This window comes from Bacillus sp. A01H (genome assembly GCF_045277205.1).
GTDB classification, from domain to species: Bacteria; Bacillota; Bacilli; order Bacillales; family Bacillaceae_G; genus Bacillus_A; species Bacillus_A paranthracis.
The window spans coordinates 4,522,295-4,546,238 of the sequence record NZ_CP117702.1 but is presented as its reverse complement, the minus strand read 5'-3'; the positions used below and the strand labels follow the sequence as shown (position 1 = coordinate 4,546,238).

The 23,944-nt window shown below is 35.8% G+C and carries 30 protein-coding genes; all 30 read left to right on the top strand.

Annotated elements, in window-relative coordinates; translation table 11 throughout:
* The first annotated feature begins 133 nt into the window (after positions 1-133).
* On the top strand, positions 134-580 hold the full coding sequence (locus tag PSR14_RS24095; protein ID WP_369008972.1) for a dUTP diphosphatase: 447 nt from the start codon (positions 134-136) through the stop codon (positions 578-580).
* A gap of 285 nt (positions 581-865) precedes the next feature.
* Entirely contained in the window at positions 866-1,216 is a 351-nt protein-coding gene (locus PSR14_RS24090) for a BC1872 family protein (RefSeq protein ID WP_169509466.1), read from the top strand.
* A gap of 210 nt (positions 1,217-1,426) precedes the next feature.
* Positions 1,427-1,738, top strand: coding sequence for a hypothetical protein (locus PSR14_RS24085; RefSeq protein ID WP_169509467.1), 312 nt, complete (start codon positions 1,427-1,429; stop codon positions 1,736-1,738).
* A gap of 704 nt (positions 1,739-2,442) precedes the next feature.
* The gene (locus PSR14_RS24080) at positions 2,443-2,631 is read left to right on the top strand and encodes a hypothetical protein (protein WP_169509468.1); all 189 of its coding nucleotides are present in this window, start codon (positions 2,443-2,445) and stop codon (positions 2,629-2,631) included.
* A gap of 152 nt (positions 2,632-2,783) precedes the next feature.
* The gene (locus PSR14_RS24075; RefSeq protein WP_169509469.1) at positions 2,784-2,906 is read left to right on the top strand and encodes a DUF3983 domain-containing protein; all 123 of its coding nucleotides are present in this window, start codon (positions 2,784-2,786) and stop codon (positions 2,904-2,906) included.
* Between the two features lie 173 nt (positions 2,907-3,079).
* Positions 3,080-3,475 carry a sigma factor-like helix-turn-helix DNA-binding protein gene (locus PSR14_RS24070; protein ID WP_098756281.1) on the top strand — a complete coding sequence of 132 codons (396 nt, stop codon included), beginning with the start codon at positions 3,080-3,082 and terminating at the stop codon, positions 3,473-3,475.
* A 119-nt stretch (positions 3,476-3,594) separates the two neighbouring features.
* Positions 3,595-3,819, top strand: coding sequence for a hypothetical protein (locus tag PSR14_RS24065; RefSeq protein WP_169509470.1), 225 nt, complete (start codon positions 3,595-3,597; stop codon positions 3,817-3,819).
* Between the two features lie 6 nt (positions 3,820-3,825).
* Complete coding sequence (locus PSR14_RS24060) at positions 3,826-4,041, top strand: hypothetical protein (protein ID WP_169509454.1); 216 nt, start codon at positions 3,826-3,828, stop codon at positions 4,039-4,041.
* A 132-nt stretch (positions 4,042-4,173) separates the two neighbouring features.
* Positions 4,174-4,398, top strand: coding sequence for a hypothetical protein (locus tag PSR14_RS24055; protein WP_169509471.1), 225 nt, complete (start codon positions 4,174-4,176; stop codon positions 4,396-4,398).
* Between the two features lie 13 nt (positions 4,399-4,411).
* Positions 4,412-4,813, top strand: a complete 402-nt coding sequence (locus tag PSR14_RS24050; RefSeq protein ID WP_169509472.1) for a hypothetical protein — start codon at positions 4,412-4,414, stop codon at positions 4,811-4,813.
* 105 nt (positions 4,814-4,918) lie between these two features.
* Complete coding sequence (locus PSR14_RS24045; protein ID WP_001982927.1) at positions 4,919-5,110, top strand: hypothetical protein; 192 nt, start codon at positions 4,919-4,921, stop codon at positions 5,108-5,110.
* A gap of 19 nt (positions 5,111-5,129) precedes the next feature.
* Complete coding sequence (locus PSR14_RS24040; protein WP_169509473.1) at positions 5,130-5,384, top strand: hypothetical protein; 255 nt, start codon at positions 5,130-5,132, stop codon at positions 5,382-5,384.
* Between the two features lie 14 nt (positions 5,385-5,398).
* The gene (locus PSR14_RS24035) at positions 5,399-5,551 is read left to right on the top strand and encodes a hypothetical protein (RefSeq protein WP_406644243.1); all 153 of its coding nucleotides are present in this window, start codon (positions 5,399-5,401) and stop codon (positions 5,549-5,551) included.
* A gap of 31 nt (positions 5,552-5,582) precedes the next feature.
* Positions 5,583-5,927 carry a hypothetical protein gene (locus PSR14_RS24030; protein ID WP_169509474.1) on the top strand — a complete coding sequence of 115 codons (345 nt, stop codon included), beginning with the start codon at positions 5,583-5,585 and terminating at the stop codon, positions 5,925-5,927.
* Positions 5,920-6,186 (top strand): hypothetical protein, encoded by a 267-nt coding sequence (locus tag PSR14_RS24025; RefSeq protein WP_169509475.1) that lies wholly within the window; start codon positions 5,920-5,922, stop codon positions 6,184-6,186. The genes PSR14_RS24030 and PSR14_RS24025 overlap by 8 nt, the downstream gene beginning before the upstream one ends.
* A complete protein-coding gene (locus PSR14_RS24020; RefSeq protein WP_169509476.1) occupies positions 6,186-6,569 on the top strand; it encodes an HNH endonuclease in 384 nt (127 codons plus the stop codon). Before PSR14_RS24025 ends, PSR14_RS24020 begins: the two co-directional genes overlap by 1 nt.
* A gap of 100 nt (positions 6,570-6,669) precedes the next feature.
* Positions 6,670-7,155, top strand: coding sequence for a phage terminase small subunit P27 family (locus PSR14_RS24015; protein WP_042513014.1), 486 nt, complete (start codon positions 6,670-6,672; stop codon positions 7,153-7,155).
* Positions 7,152-8,849: a terminase large subunit gene (locus PSR14_RS24010; RefSeq protein WP_061129384.1), complete on the top strand. Its 1,698-nt coding sequence runs from the start codon at positions 7,152-7,154 to the stop codon at positions 8,847-8,849. Before PSR14_RS24015 ends, PSR14_RS24010 begins: the two co-directional genes overlap by 4 nt.
* Positions 8,850-8,864: 15 nt before the next feature.
* Positions 8,865-10,163, top strand: coding sequence for a phage portal protein (locus PSR14_RS24005; protein ID WP_001983089.1), 1,299 nt, complete (start codon positions 8,865-8,867; stop codon positions 10,161-10,163).
* A complete protein-coding gene (locus tag PSR14_RS24000; protein WP_001982892.1) occupies positions 10,126-10,746 on the top strand; it encodes an HK97 family phage prohead protease in 621 nt (206 codons plus the stop codon). Before PSR14_RS24005 ends, PSR14_RS24000 begins: the two co-directional genes overlap by 38 nt.
* Positions 10,747-10,784: 38 nt before the next feature.
* Positions 10,785-11,963: a phage major capsid protein gene (locus tag PSR14_RS23995; RefSeq protein ID WP_169509477.1), complete on the top strand. Its 1,179-nt coding sequence runs from the start codon at positions 10,785-10,787 to the stop codon at positions 11,961-11,963.
* Between the two features lie 17 nt (positions 11,964-11,980).
* Positions 11,981-12,271 (top strand): head-tail connector protein, encoded by a 291-nt coding sequence (locus tag PSR14_RS23990; protein ID WP_098345856.1) that lies wholly within the window; start codon positions 11,981-11,983, stop codon positions 12,269-12,271.
* Positions 12,268-12,591 carry a phage head closure protein gene (locus PSR14_RS23985; RefSeq protein WP_169509478.1) on the top strand — a complete coding sequence of 108 codons (324 nt, stop codon included), beginning with the start codon at positions 12,268-12,270 and terminating at the stop codon, positions 12,589-12,591. Before PSR14_RS23990 ends, PSR14_RS23985 begins: the two co-directional genes overlap by 4 nt.
* The gene (locus PSR14_RS23980) at positions 12,584-13,021 is read left to right on the top strand and encodes an HK97-gp10 family putative phage morphogenesis protein (protein WP_098639025.1); all 438 of its coding nucleotides are present in this window, start codon (positions 12,584-12,586) and stop codon (positions 13,019-13,021) included. Before PSR14_RS23985 ends, PSR14_RS23980 begins: the two co-directional genes overlap by 8 nt.
* On the top strand, positions 13,018-13,377 hold the full coding sequence (locus tag PSR14_RS23975; protein ID WP_169509479.1) for a DUF3168 domain-containing protein: 360 nt from the start codon (positions 13,018-13,020) through the stop codon (positions 13,375-13,377). Before PSR14_RS23980 ends, PSR14_RS23975 begins: the two co-directional genes overlap by 4 nt.
* On the top strand, positions 13,378-13,986 hold the full coding sequence (locus PSR14_RS23970; protein ID WP_169509480.1) for a major tail protein: 609 nt from the start codon (positions 13,378-13,380) through the stop codon (positions 13,984-13,986). It begins immediately after the preceding gene.
* A 49-nt stretch (positions 13,987-14,035) separates the two neighbouring features.
* Complete coding sequence (gene gpG, locus PSR14_RS23965) at positions 14,036-14,353, top strand: phage tail assembly chaperone G (protein ID WP_169509481.1); 318 nt, start codon at positions 14,036-14,038, stop codon at positions 14,351-14,353.
* A gap of 222 nt (positions 14,354-14,575) precedes the next feature.
* A complete protein-coding gene (locus tag PSR14_RS23960; RefSeq protein WP_406644071.1) occupies positions 14,576-18,430 on the top strand; it encodes a phage tail tape measure protein in 3,855 nt (1,284 codons plus the stop codon).
* A gap of 14 nt (positions 18,431-18,444) precedes the next feature.
* Positions 18,445-19,935 (top strand): distal tail protein Dit, encoded by a 1,491-nt coding sequence (locus PSR14_RS23955; RefSeq protein WP_406644070.1) that lies wholly within the window; start codon positions 18,445-18,447, stop codon positions 19,933-19,935.
* Positions 19,932-23,924 (top strand): phage tail spike protein, encoded by a 3,993-nt coding sequence (locus tag PSR14_RS23950; RefSeq protein ID WP_406644069.1) that lies wholly within the window; start codon positions 19,932-19,934, stop codon positions 23,922-23,924. Before PSR14_RS23955 ends, PSR14_RS23950 begins: the two co-directional genes overlap by 4 nt.
* Positions 23,925-23,944 lie beyond the last annotated feature (20 nt).

Genomic DNA, 23,944 nt, shown 5'->3' with positions numbered 1-23,944 from the left:
TTTGCCTAGTCATCGATTAAAAAAGGAGTGTTCTTAATGGATATTAAAAAGTTGTTTGCAATGCAGAACGTTTTGGATAAAAGAGTTTTAGAGTCAAAAAAATCTTTCTAGAGAAGAAGTATTCGAATTTAGAATACTAGCGTTTTTAGATGAATTAGGCGAATGCATGAAGGAATGGAGAGTATTTAAGTTTTGGAGCAATGATCGTAAACCTAGAACTAGCATACCTACAGGGGAAATCATAGTACTAGATGATGGTTATGAAGTAGAAGTTTGTAAAAACCCTTTACTTGAGGAATATGTGGACGGACTACATTTTGCAATTGGGCTTTGCATAGATTTGAAAACGGAAATCAACTTCCCTGCTTCTATGCGTTGCGAGACAGTTACAGAGCAGTTTTTCGAATTGTATCATCTAGCAATACGATTAAAAGAAGAGCCAACAGCATTTAGGGCAGATGTTCTATTAGCTCATTATCTTGGTTTAGGGGAATTGTTGGGATTTACGCTAGAAGAAATTGAATATGAGTACATTGAGAAAAACAAGATTAATCATGAACGCCAAAGTAATGGATACTAATACAATTTGAATTTTATAGAAAAAGGGGGGGATAAAGATGTTGAGAGAGTGGAGTGAGCAAGAACGATTAGAAATTGAAGCTGAACAGGAAATGATTGCTCAAGCTGAACAAGATAATTGGAGAGAAGCAAACAATATGGATTAATGTTCGGTATTTTGTTTGGATTATCAGCTGATGGATCCGTTGAATGTTCGTTATTAGTAATAATTTATAAGTTAATGGATCCATTAAATGTTCGAGATTTAATACAAAAGCGTTATTTTAATCGAAAAGGAGATTGAGAGATGGAAAGTAGTGAAATTAACAATTTAATTGCAGAGAAAGTAATGGGATGGCATTTACAAAAAATGAAATATGTAACAGCTTGGTTTGATGAAAATAGTAACTGGACTTTAAAACAAACGTGGAACCCTTCGAATGATATCCGAGATGCATGGCAAGTTGTAGAGAAAATGAGAAAGGACTATGATTTTTGGTTTGAGTTAACTACACCAGAATCATTTTCTTTAAAAACAAAATGTTACTTCCAATTAGATGATATAGAGGTAAGTGCCGTTTGTGAAACTGCACCGATGGCTATCTGTAAGGCTGCATTACTGGCGATTGAAGCTAAAAATAAGAACTTAACAAAATAGTTATTTGACGGAGATAAAGAATGACAATAAAAAGAACCTGTTGTTTATAACAGGTTCTAATCAGAGCCATAGGCTCAATTACAGGAACTACAAATCTACTGGGGGGTAGTGTAATTCCTGATTAATATTAAGGTATGTTAATAAAATCTAAATATGATTAATCAAATGATAACTAAACAAAATTCTTATTTTAGAGAAAGGTGAGATGGAATGATAAAGATTAGTAAATCTGAAGAGTTCGAAGAAAAACTACGTCGGCACAATAAACGAATGGAAGAAGATGAAACATATAGAGCAGCTACAAAATTACTTACATTTCCTGCTGGGCGTAAACTTGAATTAGTGATTGAGGTAACGGATGAGTATTATAGTCATAATTTACACAACTTGCTTAGAGGGAATATAGAAGGGGCTGAATTACTAGGATTTAAGGTGAATGAGCTAGTAATTAACCCAAAGGAAAGAGAAAAGGACGCGGTAAGAAAATTCTTAAGGCAGGCAGCACAAGATTATAAATTATAACAAAATCGTTATTTAAATAAAAGAAACCCCGTTTATTCACGGGGCTTCTAAGGGTAAGTGCCAAGTAATGACGTACTCGACTAATTAACCATATCATGAATTTATTGGTAAAAATACTGGAAAATGTGTCCAACTGTTATGGTCATTAATCTGAATGAAAAGGCTATTTTAGTTGTAGTTAGACAAAAAGGACCCGCTATAAATAGCAGGCCCTTTCCTAAAATGGCAAAGAGTAACTCTTACCTTACTCTTCCACTATATAATACAACATATTTGACTATTTGTGTAGAAAAATGTCGAAATATGCAATGTTTCGTATCAATTATAAGAACACAAAGAAGTGAGAGTGATAATTGAACAAAAACGCTATTTTGTATTTAGTAAATGATAAAGCAGCTAGATCGATGAACTAACTGCTTTATCGTCCAACAATGACGATACCCACAATACACTGTAACGTAATGTTACAACTATAGTATGAGCAGAAGCGAAAATGGTATGCAAAAAATAAAAACTTCATTCAACACAACAAAGCAGCTAGTTAATAAAACTAACTGCTCGTTGCACAAAAGAAAATTAGGCCCTACAAGTAAATGATATGTAACTTTTAGTTACAGCTATATTATAAGCAGAATCAAAAATATTATGTGGAAGTGAAAATAGGCTAAATAAAAAACATTTTTTTTACAAAAGGAGTATGTAAAATGAAAACATTTAATGTGACTTTTACAGAATTGAAAATATATGAAGTAGTCATTAAAGCGGAGTCAGCGGAAAAGATTATTGATGCAGTTAAACGTTTAAAAAGAACCGAGGATGATTTAGTAGACAGAGGGGTCATCATAAATGAAGTTAGTGAGATAAATATTAATGAAGAACAAAAGTTCGAATGAAATCCCTTCTCAAATTGCTTATTTTGAGACGATAACAACTTTCTGAATATCATAAGACCTTATTAGCGAAAAAACTCTTATTCGAGCGTACAAGCCTGTTATAAACGTTGGGCGAAAATTAGAGTGGATTTATTAAGGAAGGAAGTATAAAAATGAGAAATTGGAAGAAAAAACATGTTAAAAAAGCATTTTTGAATCGTCAAAAGAAAATTGATAAAGAACGGACTGCTGTAGCTTGGAGAAATATTTTTGTAAAATCAGGAATCATAAAATAAAAAAGGAAAAGCAACTCGTTGGGGACAAGTCATTTTTCCAGATGGCAATGTAAATCCATTATAGCAAAACATATGTACAAGTTGTAGGAATAAACAACGAGACATTTTGACACCTATCGACAATCAGAAATGTGGTTGTTGATTTGGAAATATGAAAGTAGGTGAATCATCATTTGTTTAACTGGCTGAGAGATTACCAAAAATTAGAAGAGGACATAGCCTATCTGGAATACAACTTAGATAAGACAAAAGCTGAATTAAGACGCTGGGTCAGTGGTGATTTGAGAGAAGTACGTTTAACGGCAGAATCTGAAGGTGCTAAAGTTGAAAACCGTATTGAAGCGATTGAATACGAATTAGCACATAAGATGAACGATATGTATAAATTAGAAAAGTTAATTAGTAAGTTTAGAGGTTTAGAAAATCAAATACTTAAATTGAAGTATGTGGATGGTATGACGTTAGAAGAAATAGCAGAGGTAGTAAATTATAGTTCTAGTCATATTAAAAAGAAACATGCTGAACTCGTTAGATTAATTAAGTTCGTGGAGCGAGAAGGTGTCATTTAGGTTCACTCCTAAAATGAATCGAAACGGTTGAAAAAATGATTTATATTGATAGCATACAATTTTAGCAGAAGGGCAACTGGTGCACGGTTGCTCTTTTTAGTTGTGGAGGAGATTAGGCGATGGATGTACAAGCGTTATCGAGACGATTAGAAAATTTAGAACATAAAGTGCTTGTGGTAGACGCGAAGACAGATGTGCTAGGCCGAAATGTCATACAAAAAGGCGATAAAATAAAAGTGGTGTATCCGCATTTAGGGATACAAGGCGAGTACTTAGTGAAGAAAATAGATAGTGGTGTGATGGAATTGGTAGCAGAAGAAACAATGAAAAAGATTCAGGAGTGATTAGAATTGAAGAAACTAACTAAACAAGAACAAGCGGTTGTAGTTGGTACATTCATTTCAATGTTAGGAACAGATCTTGTAAATGAGCGTATCGATAAACAGAAATTAGAAAGTGTGCTTCCTATCTTTAATGAGCTGGAAGATAACACAACACCAAAGCAAAAGAGAGAAGCGATGGTTAGTTTGCTCGATAAAACAATAGATGAATTTTTAAAACAATAGCTATAAAAAAAGGAAAAGCAACTCGCATGGGGGCGAATTACTTTTCCGAGTGGCAATGTTAACTTTATTATAACAATTTGTATTTATTTGTAAATATATAATCGGAATATTCTTTTAAATGAGGTGAAGATGATGGAATTAACTAAGACTGAGATAGCTGTTGTTATTAGTATGTTTAACGTGGCATTAGGTGAAGACGAGTTCGGGAATTATCTTGAGAAGTGTATGAGTGAACATTCATTAGAGCAATTCGTTGAAACAACTGAACAAATCGCTAATAATACAACAATAAATGAGATGAGAGAAGCTAGTGTAAGTGCAATAAACAAGCTTATTCATAGTTTATTAGAAGAATAAGGAGTGAGGATAGATGGGTAATATTCGTAGATGTTGTTTAGTTTGTGACTATCAAATTAAAACTTATCAATCACCAGAAGAGGAATATCAAGAATTAACTGTTTGTCCAAAATGTAACGGTGCGTTTGTAGATGTCTGGAAGCTAGGAAAGTACAAACAACTAGATAATACACAGTCTAATAAAGAACCTTTACTAACAATTACATTAACAGATATAGATGCTAAACCGATAGTTCATTACAAAGGTGAACAGATAGATAGAAAGTTACGTGTTACGTTTGATTGGGAATCTCAATCGATTGATAAAATTAATCGGACATACATTCATATTGAACATGTACCAGCCGATAACAAACGTTTAAATACCGAGACCATTCAGCATAATCATCCTATTGCAAATAAGGAACAAGTTTAGATGTTGTCCATATTTGTTAATAGGTTAAAAGATAAGTGTTTTATCTGGAAGTTCAAACGTGAATTAAAGAAATTAAAAAAGGAATATGAAAAGGAGAGTCACTGAATGAACGGGTTTAATAAAATTGTAAACGATATGCAAAATGAACAAGTAGGAAATGCTATGCTAGATTTTGCTTTGGCCGCTAAAATGATGTTCGCTGCCTTTACACAGTTTAAAGAAGCTGGATTTAACGAAGAGCAGTCATTCGAATTAACACGTGAGATATTAATTGATTCATTAAGTAAGAATCAATAGATCAATGAGGTGAAAGGGAATGCAAGTATATTGCTCTGAGTGTGATAAAAGTTATGACATGCAGCCGCAAGTAACACAACTCCCTAATCGTATTGAGAAGTGTTTCTTTATTTGTCCTCATTGTAATCATGAACATATAGCTGCGTACGTGAATGATAAGATTCGTAAGTATCAAGCAGATATAGCAAAGTGTCATGAGCGGATCAATAAAAAGAATCTTGCTATTGAAGATGAAATGAAACGGTTAAGGAAGAGGTTTGAAAGAAGAAAGTGAGAGGTGAAGCGAGTTTGAAAATGCCATTAACAAAGCATTGGTGTTTAGATAGAAACTGCGGATTTGAAGAGACTTCTCATAAGATACGTGACGGTTTGAAATGTCCTCATTGTAACGGGCCAATGACGTTTCAACAGGTGAATAAGAAAAAAGAAAGCGCCAAGTGATGGGGCTTTTTATTTTGGAGGAGGATGAATGATGGATAATCAAAACAACGAAATGAAATTTGGAATTGCTGAATTGAAAATTCAAGTTACTGGTCTGGAACAAACGATTGTAGATTTGGTTCGAAGAGTAACTATGTTAGAAGCAGAACTAGCAACGAAAGCTGGTATAACTAATGTTCGAGAAATAGTCAAAGAATCTGAACTAATTAAAAAGATTAACGATAGTAAATCGGTGGGGATGGATTCTAAAGTTAGTATTTCATTAGATGGAAAAGTAACTCTTGAATCTATAGTTGAACAGACAACGGATGATTTTAAAATTAGAGCAACTGATATCAAGGGAGTAAAAACAAAGGAGGATTCACAAAATGGCTAATAACAAATTAATTATTGAAGTAACTACGGATACAACTGAAGCATTAGAAGGAATTAAAGAAGTAACTCAGGCAGCTAATGAATGTGTAGATGCGCTGGATAAATTAGAAAAGGTTATGGATAAGTTCACAAATCGAACCGATACAGTGGAACTCTATTGTGGTGGTAAATTGTTATCGAAGTCTACAGTTAATCATACAGCTAATTCAATTCAAGGTCGCATAATCAAGGGAGATGAGCTCGGAGGAAGTGAACGCTGATGAAGAAGCCGCTTAGACCATGCTGCGAATTCCATTGTTATAATCTCACGCGTGAAAGATATTGTGAGGAACATAGATACAAAGAAAAGGAAACGCAGCAGGATAAGAATAGATACTATGACCGATTCAAACGGGACAAAGAGAGCACGGCTTTCTATAAATCAAAGGCATGGGAAAGGTTAAGAGAGCAGGCACTAATGAGAGACACAGGTTTGTGCCTACATTGTAAGAACAACAGAAAGATTAAAGTTGCAGATATGGTTGACCATATCATTCCAATAAAAGTTAATCCAAGTTTAAAATTAAAATTAGAAAACTTACAATCACTCTGTAATCCATGTCACAACAGAAAAACAGCAGAAGACAAAAAGAAATACGGGTAGGGGTGGGTCGAAAAACATTCAGGGCGGTCTTCCCGTACCGCCGCCCCCTCAACTTCGCAGAAAAATCCGTTTTTGCATATTTTTTTAAGGGGGTGTAATCATGGCTGGAAGAAATAAACAACCACTCTCTGTTATACAGGGAAAAGGTAGATCAAATCACATTACAAAAAGTGAGAAAAACAGACGAGAAAAACAAGAAGAAGCATTACGAGGGCATACTGATAAAATTGAAGCTCCTTCTTATTTGACCGCAGCACAAAAAAAGGAATTCGATGCTTTAGCTGCTGAATTAGTCAGATTGAAAATTTTCAGTAACTTAGATGTAGACAGTTTGGCAAGGTACGTTGATTCTAAAGACCAGTATATAAAAATGGTTCGTCTGTTAAGAAAAACAAAAGCTTCAGATGACTTTAAATTGTATTCTCAAATGCAAAGAAGTAAAAATCTTTTATTTAATGAATGCCGTTCTTCAGCTAGTGATTTGGGTTTGACCATTACATCCCGCTTAAAATTAGTTATTCCAGAAGCAGATACTTCACAACAAAAGCAAAGTGAAGCGCAAAAGCGTTTTGGTGATCGTATATGAACTGGATAATGGAACGGGTTTTTGCATATTGCGAGGATATTTTAAGTGGCAAAATAAATAGTTGTAAAAAACATCGTTGGGCCATCGAACGATTTATAAGGGATTATGAGGAGTGTCAAAGTGAAGACAGTCCTTTTTATTTTGATGGAGAGATAGCGGAGGATTTTTACTGGTTTGCAAAGGAATTTAAGCATGTTGAAGGGATTTTGGCAGGTGAATCCGTAGAATTAACTGATTTTCAATTGTTTCTAGCGGCTAATATATTCGGATTCAAAAAGAAAATAAATGGAGCTAGACGATTTAGAAAGGCTTTTATTCAGTTAGCGCGTAAAAATGCTAAATCTCAGTTTCTTGCTATTGTAGCAGCTTTTTGTACATTTCTTGGAGATGAAAAACAACGTGCTTATATTGCCGGATGGACAAGAGACCAATCATCTGAAGTTTATGAAGCTGTAAAAACAGGGATTAGTTCTAGTGAATTGTTAGAAGGGAAATGGAAAGAAGCTTATAGTACCATTGAAATATTTAAGAATGGTTCAGTGGTAGTCCCACTTTCAAAAGAAGCTAGAAAAACTGGTGATGGTAAAAACCCGTCTCTTGGAATTGTCGATGAATATCATGCACATGAAACTGATGAAATTTATGACGTTTTATCGTCTGGTATGGTGGCAAGGAAAGAGCCGTTAATGTTTATCATAACAACAGCTGGTTTCGACTTATCAAGACCTTGTTATAGAGAGTATGAGTATGTCAGTGACATCTTAGACCCGTCAAAAAATGTAGAAAACGATGATTATTTCGTTATGATCTGTGAATTGGAAAAGAACGATGATATCAAAGATGAGTCGAATTGGATAAAAGCAAACCCAATCGTAGCTACATATGAAGAAGGTTTGGAAGGTATACGTTCAGATTTGAAAGTTGCTCTTGATAGACCTGAAAAGATGAGGGCCTTTTTAACCAAAAACATGAATATTTGGGTCGATAAAAAGGACAACGGATACATGGATATGTCAAAATGGCAAAAATGTGAAGTAGATAACCTTGATTTTTCAGGTGCAACTCTTTGGATAGGTGGCGACTTATCAATGACAACGGATTTAACCAGTGTCGGTTGGGTTGGAATGGACGATGAAGGTGATTTTATTGTTGGACAACATTCATTTATGCCTGAAGCACGTTTGAAAGAAAAGATGGCTATAGATAAGGTGCGCTATGATTTATGGGCCGAACAAGGATATTTGACTTTAACGCCCGGTGAAATGGTTGATTATACAATTGTTGAGTCTTGGATAGAAAACTTTTCAAAAGACAAAGAAATTCAAGAGTTTGATTACGATAAATGGAATGCGTTACATCTAGCGCAAAATTTAGAGAATAAAGGGTTCGTTTGTGTAGAAATCCCTCAAAGGATTGCTAATTTATCCATTCCAACTAAAACTTTTCGAGAAAAAGTATACGAAAAGAAAGTTAAACATAATGGAGATCCAGTCCTTTTTTGGGCGCTTAATAATGCTGTTGTTAAAATGGATGATCAGGAAAACATTATGATTTCGAAAAAAATAAGTAAAAATCGTATTGATCCAGCAGCAGCGGTATTAAATGCGTTTGCTAGGGCTATGTATGGAGCGAGTGTTAGGTTTGACGTATCTGAATTTGCCAATAAAGACTTTCTAGGCAAGTTATGGAACTAGGGAGGGGGTGAACATGTGAAGATAGTGGATTCTGTTAAAAAGTTCTTTAATTTTGAAAAACGCCAAACGTCGCAGGTAATAGAGTTGAATAAAGACGATGAAAAATTATTAGAATGGCTAGGGATTTCTCCAAGTACTATTAGCGTTAAAGGAAAAAATGCTTTAAAAGTTGCTACAGTCTTTGCTTGTATCAAAATACTATCTGAATCCGTATCAAAGTTACCATTGAAAATTTATCAGGAAGATGAATATGGAATCCAACGCGGTACAAAGCATTATCTCAACAATTTACTGAGACTAAGGCCTAACCCGTATATGTCCAGCATGAACTTTTTCGGATCATTAGAAGCTCAAAAAAATTTATATGGCAATAGCTACGCTAACATAGAGTTTGATAGAAAAGGTAAAGTCCAAGCGTTATGGCCGATAGATGCTTCTAAAGTGACAGTATACATTGATGACGTTGGTTTATTAAATTCCAAAACTAAAATGTGGTATGTAGTAAATACGGGTGGACAACAAAGAGTGTTAAAACCAGAAGAGATACTGCACTTTAAAAACGGAATAACTCTTGATGGTCTTGTCGGTGTTCCTACAATGGAATATTTAAAGTCTACATTAGAAAATTCAGCTTCAGCTGATAAATTCATAAATAACTTTTACAAACAAGGGTTACAGGTAAAGGGATTAGTTCAATATGTCGGTGATTTAAATGAAGATGCGAAAAAGGTTTTCCGAGAAAATTTCGAATCAATGTCTAGCGGTCTTCAAAATAGCCATCGTATTGCATTAATGCCAGTAGGATATCAATTTCAACCTATTTCATTAAATATGTCAGATGCTCAATTTCTCGAAAATACCGAACTTACTATTAGGCAAATCGCTACTGCATTCGGCATTAAAATGCATCAATTAAACGATTTGAGTAAAGCGACTTTAAATAATATTGAGCAGCAGCAACAACAATTCTATACCGATACATTACAAGCGACTTTAACAATGTATGAGCAAGAAATGACGTATAAGCTATTTTTAGACAGTGAGTTGGATAAGGGGTTTTATTCAAAATTCAATGTAGACGCTATTTTAAGAGCGGATATCAAAACGAGATATGAAGCTTACAGAACGGGTATTCAAGGCGGTTTCCTTAAACCTAACGAAGCTAGAAGTAAAGAAGATTTACCACCAGAAGCTGGTGGGGATCGTTTACTTGTTAATGGAAATATGTTGCCGATTGATATGGCTGGACAGGCATATTTGAAGGGAGGTGATACTAATGGAGAAGTCAGCAAAGAAGGAAATGAAGGAAATTAGAGCTTTGCCCATGACTATTGAAGTCCGTGAAGTTAATGAGGACGAGGGAAAACGAACAATTTCGGGATCGATAAAATATAACAATGAAAGTGCCGAAATGCGTGACTGGTGGGGCGATACTTTCGTAGAAGAGATTGCTGAGGGAGCTTTTGATGAAAGTTTAAAAGTTCGTGATGTTGTAGGTTTATGGTCTCACGACACATCTCAAGTATTAGGAAATACTAAAAGTAAAACTTTACGAATCGAAAATGACAAGAAAGAATTACGATTTGAATTAGATATTCCTAATACAACTGTCGGGAATGACGCATGGGAATTAATTAAGCGTGGAGATGTTGATGGAGTTTCTTTTGGGATGAAGGTTACAAAAGACAAATGGTCATCGGAAGAACGTGAAAATGGAAAGCTTTATAAGCGTTCGATTTTGAATGCTGAACTATATGAAATATCACCGGTTGCATTCCCTGCATATCCAACGAATGAAGTAAGTGTACGTTCATTGGATGATTTTAAAGCTGGAGAAAAGCGAGTAGCTGATGAGTTTAGGAAAAGAAAACTACAAATCGAACTAGAGCTTATATAAGGCTCTTTTTTTATTGATAAATTTAAGGAGTGATTTGAATGTCAAAAGAATTACGTGAATTATTAGCTAAGTTAGAAGGGAAAAAGGAAGAAGTGCGCTCTCTTATGGGAGAAGATAAAGTGGCAGAAGCAGAACAAATGATGGAAGAAGTGCGATCACTTCAGAAAAAAATTGATTTACAACGCTCATTAGATGAAGCAGAAACGGAACAACGAAATAATGGAAGAGAAGTTGAAACACGTAATGTAGATGGTGAAATGGAATACCGCGATGTGTTTATGAAAGCATTACGCAATAAACCATTAAATGCTGAAGAACGTGAATTTCTTGAGGATGATTTAGAAAAACGCGCAATGTCTGGATTAACTGGGGAAGATGGAGGGCTTGTTATCCCTCAAGATATTCAAACAAAAATCAATGAATTATCTCGTTCTTTTGATGCACTTGAGCAATATGTGACTGTTGAGCCAGTGCGTACACGTTCAGGATCAAGAGTGTTAGAGAAAAATTCAGAAATGATTCCGTTTGTTGAAATCACTGAAATGGGCGAAATTCCAGAAACTGATAACCCGAAATTCTCAAATGTACAATATGCAGTGAAGGACAGAGCGGGTATTTTACCGTTATCTCGTTCATTGCTTCAAGATAGTGATCAAAACATCCTAAAGTATGTAATTAACTGGTTAGGTAAAAAATCTAAGGTTACACGTAATGTGTTAATCTTGAACGTAATCGAAAAGTTAACAAAGCAAGCAATCAAATCTCTGGATGACATTAAAGATGTATTAAATGTTAAATTAGACCCAGCGATTTCACCGAATGCAATTTTACTTACAAATCAAGATGGGTTTAATTACTTAGACAAATTAAAAGATAAAGATGGAAAATATATTTTACAGTCAGACCCAACGCAAAAAAACAAAAAACTATTTGCTGGTACTAATCCAGTCGTTGTTGTTTCAAATCGTTTTTTAAAAACAAAGGGAACTACAAATAAAAAAGCGCCACTTATTATCGGGGATTTAAAGGAAGCTATTGTTTTATTTAAACGTGAAGATATGGAACTAGCTTCTACAGATGTAGGTGGTAAAGCATTTACTCGTAATACATTAGATTTACGTGCAATTCAACGTGATGATGTACAAATGTGGGATAATGAATCAGCAGTTTACGGAGAAATCGATTTAAGCGCTCCTGTTGAACAACCTCAAGGGTAAACTAGGGAGGCATTTGAATGCTTGTTACCTTAGAAGAAGCTAAAGAATGGATTCGAGTGGATGGGGACGATGACCAAACTATCACTATGTTAATTAAAGCGGCTGAATTATATATTTACAAAGCAACTGGCAAAACATTTACTCAAACAAATGAAGATGCTAAGTTGCTTTGTTTATTTCTAGTGGCTGATTGGTATGAAAACCGACTACTTGTAGGAGAAAAGGCCAGTGAAAAAATCAGAACCATTGTTCAGAGTATGATATTACAGCTTCAATATGCTCCAGAGCCTCAGGAGGAAAGAAAATGAATCCTGCAAAATTAGATAAAAGGCTTACATTTCAAGTAAAGGATGAAAATGCAAAAGGGCCTGACGGTGATTCAATAGATGGTTATAAAGATGCTTTTACAGTATGGGGCTCTTTCGTTTATTTAAAAGGAAGGAAATACTTTGAGGCAGCGGCCGCTAATAGTGAGGTTCAAGGAGAAACAGAAATCAGAAATCGAGATGATGTAAGTGCAGATATGAAAATTAAGTACAAAAACGTGATTTATGATATTGTTTCTGTCATTCCGACTCAAGGTCATACTTTATTAATCATGTGGAAACGTGGTGAAATGAATGGCTGATGGTATAGATTTATTAGGATTTGATCGTTTAGTTACTGAATTAAATCAAATGGGGTTACGCGGAGAGGAAATTGAAGATAAAGCTCTTGCAGCTGGTGGTGAGAAAATTCGAAAAGCGATTGCAGAAAGAAGTGAACCGAGGAGTTCAAGTCCTAAGAAACCGTCCAAAAGTGAACCTTGGCGTACAGGCCAACATTTGCTTGATAATATACGAGTTACGAAGGCACGAATGGAAAATGGTGTTAAAACAATCAAGATTGGAATAGACAAAGCAGACCGTTCTCCATATTTCTATGGAAAGTTTTTAGAGTGGGGTACATCAAAAATGCCAGCACATCCATTTATAGAGCCGGGTTTTAATACTTCGAAAGCGGAAGCTGTACGTGCTATGACAGATATTTTGAAGAACGAAATGAGGTTGAATCTTTGATAAATTTAAGACCTGATATTTTACAAGCTCTTGAGAATGATCAAGAGCTTGTTTCATTGTTAGGTGGAAAACGAATTTATTACCGTAAAGCAAAGAAAGCAGAAGAGTTTCCGCGAATTACGTATTTCGAATTAGATAATAGGCCAGATGGATTTGCAGATAATGAGGAAAGCGAAAGTGAAATTACATTTCAAATTGATATTTGGTCAAAAGGTAGTACAACAGCAATCCAAAAAAAAGTGAATGAAATTATGAAAAGTATTGGTTTCTCGCGTTATGCGGTTGCTGATTTATATGAGGATGATACACAAATTTTTCATTATGCGATGCGATTCGCAAAAGGAGTGGAGTTATAGATGACTGGAGAAGTTATTAAAATTAGTTCGACTGTCGGTGTGGATAGCCTAGTTTATGCAAAGTCATTGAAAGATGATGCAACAGGTGTTGACTATAGTACGGTTAAAAAAATGGAAGGTGCAGTAAAGGTCAAAACATCTAAAAAAGTAGCTACTGAGATTATGTGGAGCGACAATAAAAAATCGGAAATTGCTGAGTCTGATGGTGAGGTTGAGGTAGAAATCGAAGTTCGAGGTCTGTCATTATCAACAAAGGCAGATATTGAGGGATTCCCAGAAGTTACAGATGGTGTTTTAGATGAAAAGCGAGAGGGTGAAAAGCCGTATTTAGCAATTGGATGGCGTTTTTTAAAAGCTAACGGAAAATACCGATATGTTTGGTTATTAAAAGGGAAGCTTTCTCAAGAAGAGGAAGAAGCTGAAACTAAAAAAGATAAGCCAAACTTCCAAACAACAAAATTAAAAGGTTCATTCATCGAACGTGATTTTGATGATAGAACTAAATTTACAGCGGATGAAGATGAACCTACGTTTACAAAAGCTATTGGAGATAATTGGTTTAAAAAGGTATATGAGAAACCTGTGGCTCAACCACCAGCAGGAAAGTAAGAGGGAGCAAAAGCTCTCTCTTTTTTATTAAATTTAGGAGGGAAAAACTATGAAATTAACATTAATGATTAATAAAGAAAAACAAACTTTTAATATGCCAGAATTTATTCCAGCCCGCCTTATTCGTCAGGCTCCTGAACTTGCTGAAATTCCAAACAATCCTGGTCCAGAAGATATGGATAAAATGGTTCAATTCGTAGTGAAAGTTTATGATGGTCAATTTACATTAGATCAGTATTGGGATGGTGTTGATGCCCGTAAATTCTTATCGACAACTTCAGATGTAATTAACGCAATTATAAATGAAACAGTGGAAGCAGCAGGGGGTAATACTGGATCAGGAGAAGAAGAAAACCCAAACGCATAGAGGGAGGAGGGCTAACGTTCAGTGAGTTTATGGACGAGCTCTACCTCTCTTTATTGCGACAAGGGTACAAACACCATCACATTGATAATGAGATGGATATTTGGCATTATTTGAGACTTAATCGAAAAATGCATGAAAACGGAAATGAAAATTACGAAGGCTCCAATTCAAATGAAATAGAAGTGCCAGCGGAAAACATTATTTAACGAGGGAGGTGAGACTATGGCGAATGAAATAAATAATCTAGTCGTTAGACTTTCCCTTGATAACGTAAATTTCAGACAAGGCATCTCAAATTCAGGTCGTGCAGTTAGGACGTTACAGAATGAGTTGAAATCTGTAAGTACAGGAATGGGCGGTTTTGCTAGCGCTAGTCAGCAAACACAAGCAAAATTAAATACGCTCACCAGACTTATTGAAGCTCAAAAAGAAAAAGTTAAGGCATTGCGTCAAGCTTATGATCAGAATAAAGCTAAATTAGGAGAAAATGATGCTGCAACTCAGCGGTACGCTGCACAAGTTAATAAAGCTGTTGCGGATTTAAATAGATTCGAGAATGAACTTAAACAAGTGAATCGTCAGGCTCAACAAACAGCACTCGATAAATTAAATAATTCATTGAAATCTTTACAAGCTGAATTCCAAGCGGTTACAACAGGGATGCATGGGTACACCAATGCAACTGAACAGACGCGAGCGAAAATTGATGTTCTATCTCGTATGATAGATAAGCAAAAGGAGAAAATTAGGGAGCTTCAGTCAGCTTACAATCGCGCTAAAACCGAAGAAGGAGAAGCGAGTCAGTCAGCGCAACGTTACGCAGAACAAATTCATAGAGCCACTGCTGAATTAAATCGATTTGAACAAGGATTACGTCAGTCAAATCATGAACTCGAGCAACAAGGAAATCGACTACTAAATTTCGGGAATCGTATGGAAACGCTGGGCAATCATTTGCAAAACGCAGGAAGTCAAATCGGTATTGTTTTTGGTGGAATGACGTATGCAATAGGGCGTGGTTTAAAGTCGGCAATTACAGAATCAATGAACTTTGAACAACAAATGGCCAATGTTAAGGCTGTATCTGGTTCTACTGGGGAAGAGATGAAGAAATTAAGTGAACTAGCTGTCAACATGGGGGAAACAACGAAATACTCCAGTGTTCAAGCTGGTCAAGGGATCGAAGAATTAATTAAAGCTGGTGTTAGTTTAACGGATATTATTAATGGTGGATTAGAGGGAGCTCTTAATTTAGCGACAGCCGGTGAATTAGAGTTAGGGGAAGCGGCAGAGATTGCCTCTACTGCTCTAAATGCATTTAAAGCTGATCACCTTTCAGTTGCGGATGCAGCTAATATTCTATCAGGTGCGGCAAACGCATCGGCAACAGATGTACGTGAATTAAAATATGGTTTAGCGGCATCATCAGCGGTAGCAGCGGGAGCTGGAATGACGTTTAAGGATACAGCTACAACTTTAGCGGTATTTGCTCAAAACGGTTTAAAAGGTTCTGATGCAGGAACATCTTTAAAAACAATGCTAATGAGACTAAATCCGTCTACAAAAGAAGCATATAACAAAATGCGAGATTTGGGTCTTATCACTTATAATGCACAAGCTGGATTTGATTTCTTAGTAAAAAACGGTATTCAACCAGCTTCCAGAAATGTAGGGGATATAGAAGTAGCTTTAGAACAATATGTAATGAAAACTGAAGGAGTAACGAAATGGAATGATAAATGCGATACCACATTCCGCGAATTAGCAACAAGTTCAGCTTTTTTATCATCAAAATTCTACGATCAACAGGGGCATATTCAAAGTCTAGAAAATATTTCAGGGACACTTCATGAATCAATGAAAGGTTTGACAGACCAGCAACGAAGCATGGCTTTAGAAACATTATTTGGTTCGGATGCCGTACGTGGTGCGACTATTCTCTTTAAAGAAGGAGCAAAAGGTGTTAATGAGATGTGGGATTCCATGTCTAAAGTTACGGCAGCTGATGTTGCGGCAACTAAAATTGACACTTTAAAGGGACGACTTACATTATTAGACTCGGCATTTTCTACAATGAAAAAGACAATTGGTGATGCGCTAGCTCCAGTAGTTAGTGTTTTTGTTGCTGGCCTGCAAAAGCTTGTAGATGGATTCAATGCATTACCTGGTCCCGTACAGAAAGCAATTGCAATTACAGGTGGTATTGTTCTTGCTTTAACAGCTGTTGCTGCTGCAATCGGTGTAGTTTTAGCGGCAGTTGGAATGGTTATGTCAGGGATTGGAGCGCTAGCAACATCATTAGGAATTGCTGGTGGCGCTGCGGGTCTTGCTGGTGCTGCGGTTGGATTTTTAGGAAGTGCATTAGGAGTGCTTCTTGGGCCTGTTGGTTTAATAGCAGCCGCTCTTATCGGGACTGGAGTTGTTGCATATAAAGCATATCAAAAAGCAACAGAAGATAGTATCGCTTCAGTAGATCGCTTTGCTACAAATACAGAAGGGAGAGTAAGTTCTTCCACAAAGAAAGTCCTTGGTGAGTATTTCAAGCTGTCTGATGGTATTAGACAAAAGTTAACTGAAATTAGATTGAATCATGAAGTAATAACAGAAGAACAGTCACAGAAACTAATTAGTCAATACGACAAGTTAGGTAACACAATTATAGAAAAAACAAACGCAAGACAACAAAAAGAAGTTGAGGGACTTAAAAAGTTTTTTGCAGATTCTTATGTATTAACTGCTGAAGAAGAAAATAAGCGGATTGAACAAATGAATCAGCATTACGAACAAGAAAAGTTAAAAACACAAGAAAAAGAAAACAAAATTAAAGAAATTATTCAAACAGCAGCAAATGAGAAACGTGAATTTACTACATCCGAAAGAATTTCTTTACAAGCTTTACAAGATGAAATGGATAGAACAGCTATCCAGCATATGTCTAAAAATCAAATGGAACAAAAAGTTATTTATGAAAATATGCGTGTGCAAGCTAGCGAAATTACAGCTAGACAAGCAGCTGAAGTTGTTGAAAATAGCGCCAAAGCAAGAGATAAGGTTATTGAAGATGCGAAAAAGACTCGCGATGATAAAATTGCGTATGCGATACGTCTACGAGACGAGTCAGGAACACTTAATAAACAAGAAGCTGATGCAGCTATCGCGGAAGCGAATCGTCAATATAATAGCACAGTTTCTACAGCAAAAGATAAACATCGAGAAATTGTGAGTGAAGCAAAAGCGCAAGCTGGTGAACATGCAAATCAGGTAGATTGGGAAACTGGTCAAGTAAAATCGAAATATCAAGTTATGAAAGATGATGTTATTCGAAAAATGAAAGAAATGTGGTCAGATGTTACCAACAAATATGAAGATATGAAAAACTCTGCAAGCAACAAGGTAGAGGAAATAAAAAATACAGTTTCGAGAAAATTTGGCGAAAAAGTCCAAGCGGTAAAAGATAAGATGAACGAAGTGAAAAGCGGGATCGAGGAAAAATGGAATACAGTTGAAAAGTTTTTCAGTTCTATAAATTTACGTTCTATTGGTAAATCAATCATAGAAGGGCTTGGCAAGGGAATAGATGACGCTTCAGGAGGCTTGTTTAGTAAGGCTGCGGAAATTGCAAGTGATATTAAGAAAACTATTTCTGGAGCGCTTGAAATAAATAGCCCAAGTAAGGTTATGATCCCTTTGGGTAGTGCAGTTCCTGAGGGCGTTGGCGTTGGGATGGATAAAGGCAAACGTTTTGTTGTCGATGCAGCCAAAAATGTAGTTGGAACCGTTAAGAAACAAATGGGGAACATGCCATCTGTTTTTGATTTCGGATTCCAAACGAATCAATATAGTATCCCACGTAGTGCATCATTTAGCGACTTCAACGGATATGCGCAACCGCAATTATCTAATAACAATTCACCTAAAGCAAAAACAATATTCCCAAATAGACCAGCTGGAGAACAAGAACTGAATTTAACCGTAAACATGACTAATGTTTTAGATGGAAAAGAGCTTGCAAACGGAAGTTACACCTATACTACAAAGCTTCAAGATCGTGAACAAAAAAGAAGAGCGGAATTTTAAGGGTGGTGAACACGTTGGGGAAACTTAATTTTACTTTTAATAATATTAGAAAAGATTATATTCAAATGCTAGTTGGAAGAAAACGTCCTTCATGGGCTCCAGTAAAAAGAAGATTAGTAAGAGTCCCTCATCGCGCAGGGGCTCTTTTACTTAATACAGAAACGGAGGAACGTCGTATTGACGTTCCTCTTGTTATTAAAGCGAAAAAAGATATGGCAGATTTACAAAAGTTAAAAGAAGATTTAGCGGATTGGTTATATACAGAGCAACCTGCTGAACTTATTTTTGATGATGAGTTAGACAGGACTTATTTAGCATTAATTGATGGTTCTGTCGATTTGGACGAAATAGTCAATAGAGGTAGAGGGGTTATTACTTTTGTTTGTCCAATGCCTTATAAATTAGGGAAAACAAATACTCACAAATTTACGCAAGAGTGGTCTACAGAAACAACTTCTTATTTTACTAATAAAGGAAGTGTAGAAGCTCCAGCGTTAATTGAGATGACTGTAAAAAAACCAAGTACCTTTTTAGATGTATGGTTTGGAGAGTATCCGCATAATCGTGATTATTTTAGAATAGGCTATCCTCTGACTGTGGAAGAAACCACCGTACAAGAACGAGAAAGAGTCATGTGGGACGAAATGGCTACCCCTATAGGATGGACACCTGTTACTGGACAATTCGAGGAAATGAAAGGGACAGGTAGTTTTAAATCAAGGGCAGGTCATGCACTGTATTGTGAAGATTACGGAAAAGAGAAAGGATTCTACGGTGCCATAGCCAAGAAAAATATTCCGGGCGGCCCATTACAAGACTTTGAAATGGAGGCATGGGTGACTTTAAAGTCCAAAAACATAGGTGAAATGGGACGTGTTGAAGTTCTTCTTTTAGATGAGACGAGTAATGTGGTATCCCGCATCAATATGAATGATCTATATGCGACTGCTGAAATTACAAGGGCACATATGACAATTGGAAATAGCGGAACACCCAATAGTTTTCGAAAATTAGTTGATACAAGTGGATTCTATTCGACTACATTTAACCAATTCCGAGGACGTTTACGTATTGCTAGGCGGGGTAAGGTGTGGTCTGTATATGTGGCTAAGTTTATAGATGGTACAGAAAAAGATGGTGCTTCACTTGTAGAACGTTGGATTGATGAAACAGGAAATCCGATGACAGAACGTAAAATTGCACAAGTTATGATTGCGATTTGTAAGTGGGATAATCATCAACCTATTAACGAAATACAAATTGATGATTTAAAGATTTGGAAGGTAAACAAAGTTCCATCTAATGCACAACCATATATCTTTGATACTGGAGATAAAATTGTTATCGATACTGAGAAAAGTCTTGTCACGATCAATGGGGAGAAAGCAATCAATATAAAAGAAATCTTTAGTAATTTTCCTATCGTAATACGTGGTGAAAATCGTATCGATATCATGCCACCTGATGTAAATGCAACAATCAGTTATAGGGAGAGATATAGATGAGAACACCAAGCGGGATTTTGCATGTTGTGGATTTTAAAACGGATCAAATCGTCGCGGCTATCCAGCCAGAGGACTATTGGGATGACAAACGGCATTGGGAACTAAAAAATAACGTTGACATGTTGGATTTCACCGCTTTTGATGGAACAGACCATGCAGTTACGTTACAACAACAGAATCTTGTTTTAAAAGAAGTTCGCGATGGAAGAATCGTACCATATGTTATTACAGAGACTGAAAAAAATTCGGATAAACGATCTATTACCACATATGCTTCAGGAGCTTGGATTCAAATTGCTAAATCAGGAATTATAAAACCACAACGGATAGAGAGTAAGACGGTTAATGAGTTTATTGATTTAGCGCTCTTAGGTATGAAGTGGCAACGCGGAATTACTGAATATGCTGGATTTCATACAATGACCATCGATGAATATATTGACCCACTGACTTTTTTAAAGAAGATTGCATCTTTATTTAAACTGGAAATTCGATATCGTGTTGAGATTAAAGGTTCAAGAATCATCGGTTGGTATGTAGATATGATTCAAAAACGCGGGCATGATACAGGCAAAGAAATAGAATTAGGAAAAGATTTAGTCGGTGTTACGCGTATTGAACATACACGTAATATTTGTACTGCTTTAGTTGGGTTTGTAAAAGGTGAAGGTGACAAGGTAATCACTATTGAAAGCATTAATAAAGGTCTACCCTATATCGTAGATGCAGATGCATTTCAAAGATGGAATGAACACGGACAACATAAATTCGGTTTTTATACACCAGAAACAGAAGAATTAGACATGACTCCAAAACGTTTACTGACGCTTATGGAAATAGAATTGAAAAAACGTGTCAATTCCTCAATCTCTTATGAAGTGGAAGCACAATCGATTGGTCGTATTTTCGGCCTAGAACACGAATTAATTAATGAAGGCGACACGATCAAAATTAAAGATACAGGGTTTACACCAGAATTATATCTTGAAGCGCGAGTAATAGCTGGAGATGAATCTTTTACAGATCCAACACAAGATAAATATGAATTCGGAGATTATCGTGAGATAGTTAATCAAAATGAGGAACTAAGAAAAATCTACAATCGTATTCTTAGTTCGCTTGGTAATAAACAAGAAATGATTGATCAGCTAGATAAATTGGTTCAAGATGCTAATGAAACCGCTAGTAATGCAAAGAAGGAGTCAGAAGCAGCAAAAGCACTAGCTGAAAAAGTACAAGAGAATATTAAAAATAATACTGTTGAAATTATAGAATCCAAGAATCCGCCAACAACAGGTCTTAAACCTTTTAAAACGCTTTGGCGTGATATTAGTAATGGAAAGCCCGGTATTTTAAAAATATGGACAGGTACAGCGTGGGAATCGGTTGTACCCGATGTTGAATCGGTTAAACAAGAAACACTTGAACAGGTTAATAAAGATATTCAATCTACAAAAACAGAGTTGAATCAAAAGGTTCAAGAGGCACAGAATCAAGCAACAGGGCAGTTTAACGAAGTGAAGGAAGGCTTACAAGGTGTTAGTCGGACAATTTCTGATGTGCAAAACGAACAAGGCAATATTAATAAAAAAGTGAATCAAATAGAACAAACTTCAGATGGATTTAAAACTTCTATTGAATCGTTAACGAAAAAAGATACTGAAATTAGTAGTAAATTAAATACAGTTGAATCAACTGTAGAAGGTACAAAGAAGACTATTTCTGATGTACAGCAAACAACAAATGATTTAAAGAAAACCACTACTGAAATAGAAGAGAAGGCTGGAAAAATCACCGAAAAGCTTACAAGTTTAGAGACACGAGAAGTTAATGTTCGAAACTATGTAATTAACTCAGATTTTTCGAATAATAAATACAGCTGGAGCGGAATCACAAATGCGGTTACTACTAAAATTGTCGATGTTACAGTCCCAAGTGTTCCAGAAATCAAGAAAGGTTTGCAGTTAACAAGTAATGGCGCTTTTGTCACTCAGATGTTACAAACAGAACCTTTTATAAATAAAAAAGGGATAGCTTCCTGCTATGTGGATGTAAAAACAGTAACCTCTACATCTGAGTATCCACGTTTGTACATGCGGTTTACTTATGATCAAAATGGAAAAGAGCAAAATTATTATTCTATTTTTCCACAAAAAGAGGTAACAAATGGCTGGAAACGAATTTCAGTTAAATTTGATACGACTAAATATACAGGTACTTTGAAAGAGGTACGTGTAAATATAGCAACTGCCAATACGATAACTGTAGATGCAACGTTTACAGGAATAATGGTTACATTCGGAGACTTACTTGAATCTTGGAATCTTGCTCCTGAAGATGGAGTAACACAAGGAACTTTTCAATCTAAAACAATCGAGATTGAAAAAAGTGTAGATGGAATTAAAGAAACAATAACAAAAGTAGAAAATAATCAAAGTGGATTTGAGAATCGTGTTGCTACTGTAGAAAAAGATGCAACTTCCATTAAACAAAATGTCTCTTTAATACAAAATACGCAGACAGAACAAGGAAGACAATTGCAAGAGGCAAAAGCTGGATGGGAAAATACTGCAAAAGCACTTGAAGGTAAAGTTGAGCTTAAACAAGTAGAGGATTATGTTGCGGGGTTTAAGATTCCAGAGTTGAAGCAAACAGTTAATCAGAATAAACAAGATTTATTAGATGAATTAGCCAATAAGCTTGCAACTGAGCAATTTAATCAAAAAATGACTTTGATTGATAATCGCTTTTCTATCAATGAACAGGGTATCAATGCTTCTGCTAAAAAGATAGAGGTATATACAAAAGAGCAAGCAAATGGGCAATTTGCCACATCATCTTATGTAAGGGATATGGAAACTCGTCTTCAGTTAACTGAAAAGGGCGTTAGCATATCTGTAAAAGAAAATGATGTAATAGCAGCCATTAACATGAGTAAAGAAAACATTAAATTAAATGCTGCACGAATAGATTTAGTTGGTAAAGTTAATGCCGAGTGGATTAAAGCTGGATTGCTGAGCGGTTGCCAAATTAGAACATCAAATACGGATAACTATGTTAGTTTAGATGATCAATTTATACGTCTCTATGAAAGAGGAGTTGCTAGAGCATTTCTGGGGCATTACAGAAGATCAGATGGTGCAGTCCAACCGACTTTCATCTTAGGTTCAGATGAAAAGACTAACGCTCCAGAAGGTACTTTGTTTATGTCTCAAGCAGGTGCAGGATGGTCAGGGGCTTATGCGAGCATTGGTATTAGCAATGGCATAGTTGATGGTGCAGTCCAAAAGTCTGTGTATTGGGAGTTGCAAAGAAACGGGCTAAGTGTTCTAAACGCTAATGATTACCATGTTTTTTACGCTGGAAATGGAAGTTGGTATTTCAGAAGAGGGAAACCGGGGTTGTATCAAACTTCGTTAGTCGTTGAAGATAATAGTACAGATTCTGATTTAAGATTACCTAATGTAACTATACGTAATAGCCGTGCAGCGGGATATACAGGAGTTATTCAATTGAAATCCCCTGTTACTCAAAATGGCTGGGGTGCTGTTCAAGGGAATTTTATGACTCCTTCATTACGGGAGTATAAATCTAATATCCGTGATATTCCTTTTTCCGCCTTAGAAAAAATTAGAAGTCTTAAAATTAGACAATTTAATTATAAGAATGCGGTAAACGAGCTTTACAAAATGAGAGAAGAGAAAAGCCCCAATGATCCACCATTGACAATAGAAGATATTAAAACATACTACGGTTTAATCGTAGATGAATGTGATGAAATGTTTGTGGATGAAAGCGGGAAAGGAATTCACTTGTATTCATACGCATCCATTGGAATTAAAGGTTTACAAGAAGTTGATGCAACAGTACAAGAACAGGAGGTAGAAATAGCAAATCTAAAATCACAAGTAGCTAATCAAGAAAATCGGATAGTCCGATTAGAAGAGTTATTACAACAATTAATTGATAAGAAACCAGAGCAGCTATAAGCTGGTCTTTTTTTATTGCC

Coding starts and splice junctions, on each gene's coding strand:
- PSR14_RS24090 (WP_169509466.1), top strand. CDS start 866: ATGGAAAGTAGTGAAATTAACAATTTAATTGCAGAGAAAGTAATGGGA.
- PSR14_RS24085 (WP_169509467.1), top strand. CDS start 1,427: ATGATAAAGATTAGTAAATCTGAAGAGTTCGAAGAAAAACTACGTCGG.
- PSR14_RS24080 (WP_169509468.1), top strand. CDS start 2,443: ATGAAAACATTTAATGTGACTTTTACAGAATTGAAAATATATGAAGTA.
- PSR14_RS24075 (WP_169509469.1), top strand. CDS start 2,784: ATGAGAAATTGGAAGAAAAAACATGTTAAAAAAGCATTTTTGAATCGT.
- PSR14_RS24065 (WP_169509470.1), top strand. CDS start 3,595: ATGGATGTACAAGCGTTATCGAGACGATTAGAAAATTTAGAACATAAA.
- PSR14_RS24055 (WP_169509471.1), top strand. CDS start 4,174: ATGGAATTAACTAAGACTGAGATAGCTGTTGTTATTAGTATGTTTAAC.
- PSR14_RS24050 (WP_169509472.1), top strand. CDS start 4,412: ATGGGTAATATTCGTAGATGTTGTTTAGTTTGTGACTATCAAATTAAA.
- PSR14_RS24045 (WP_001982927.1), top strand. CDS start 4,919: ATGAACGGGTTTAATAAAATTGTAAACGATATGCAAAATGAACAAGTA.
- PSR14_RS24040 (WP_169509473.1), top strand. CDS start 5,130: ATGCAAGTATATTGCTCTGAGTGTGATAAAAGTTATGACATGCAGCCG.
- PSR14_RS24030 (WP_169509474.1), top strand. CDS start 5,583: ATGGATAATCAAAACAACGAAATGAAATTTGGAATTGCTGAATTGAAA.
- PSR14_RS24025 (WP_169509475.1), top strand. CDS start 5,920: ATGGCTAATAACAAATTAATTATTGAAGTAACTACGGATACAACTGAA.
- PSR14_RS24020 (WP_169509476.1), top strand. CDS start 6,186: ATGAAGAAGCCGCTTAGACCATGCTGCGAATTCCATTGTTATAATCTC.
- PSR14_RS24015 (WP_042513014.1), top strand. CDS start 6,670: ATGGCTGGAAGAAATAAACAACCACTCTCTGTTATACAGGGAAAAGGT.
- PSR14_RS24010 (WP_061129384.1), top strand. CDS start 7,152: ATGAACTGGATAATGGAACGGGTTTTTGCATATTGCGAGGATATTTTA.
- PSR14_RS24000 (WP_001982892.1), top strand. CDS start 10,126: ATGGAGAAGTCAGCAAAGAAGGAAATGAAGGAAATTAGAGCTTTGCCC.
- PSR14_RS23995 (WP_169509477.1), top strand. CDS start 10,785: ATGTCAAAAGAATTACGTGAATTATTAGCTAAGTTAGAAGGGAAAAAG.
- PSR14_RS23990 (WP_098345856.1), top strand. CDS start 11,981: ATGCTTGTTACCTTAGAAGAAGCTAAAGAATGGATTCGAGTGGATGGG.
- PSR14_RS23985 (WP_169509478.1), top strand. CDS start 12,268: ATGAATCCTGCAAAATTAGATAAAAGGCTTACATTTCAAGTAAAGGAT.
- PSR14_RS23980 (WP_098639025.1), top strand. CDS start 12,584: ATGGCTGATGGTATAGATTTATTAGGATTTGATCGTTTAGTTACTGAA.
- PSR14_RS23970 (WP_169509480.1), top strand. CDS start 13,378: ATGACTGGAGAAGTTATTAAAATTAGTTCGACTGTCGGTGTGGATAGC.
- gpG (WP_169509481.1), top strand. CDS start 14,036: ATGAAATTAACATTAATGATTAATAAAGAAAAACAAACTTTTAATATG.
- PSR14_RS23960 (WP_406644071.1), top strand. CDS start 14,576: ATGGCGAATGAAATAAATAATCTAGTCGTTAGACTTTCCCTTGATAAC.
- PSR14_RS23950 (WP_406644069.1), top strand. CDS start 19,932: ATGAGAACACCAAGCGGGATTTTGCATGTTGTGGATTTTAAAACGGAT.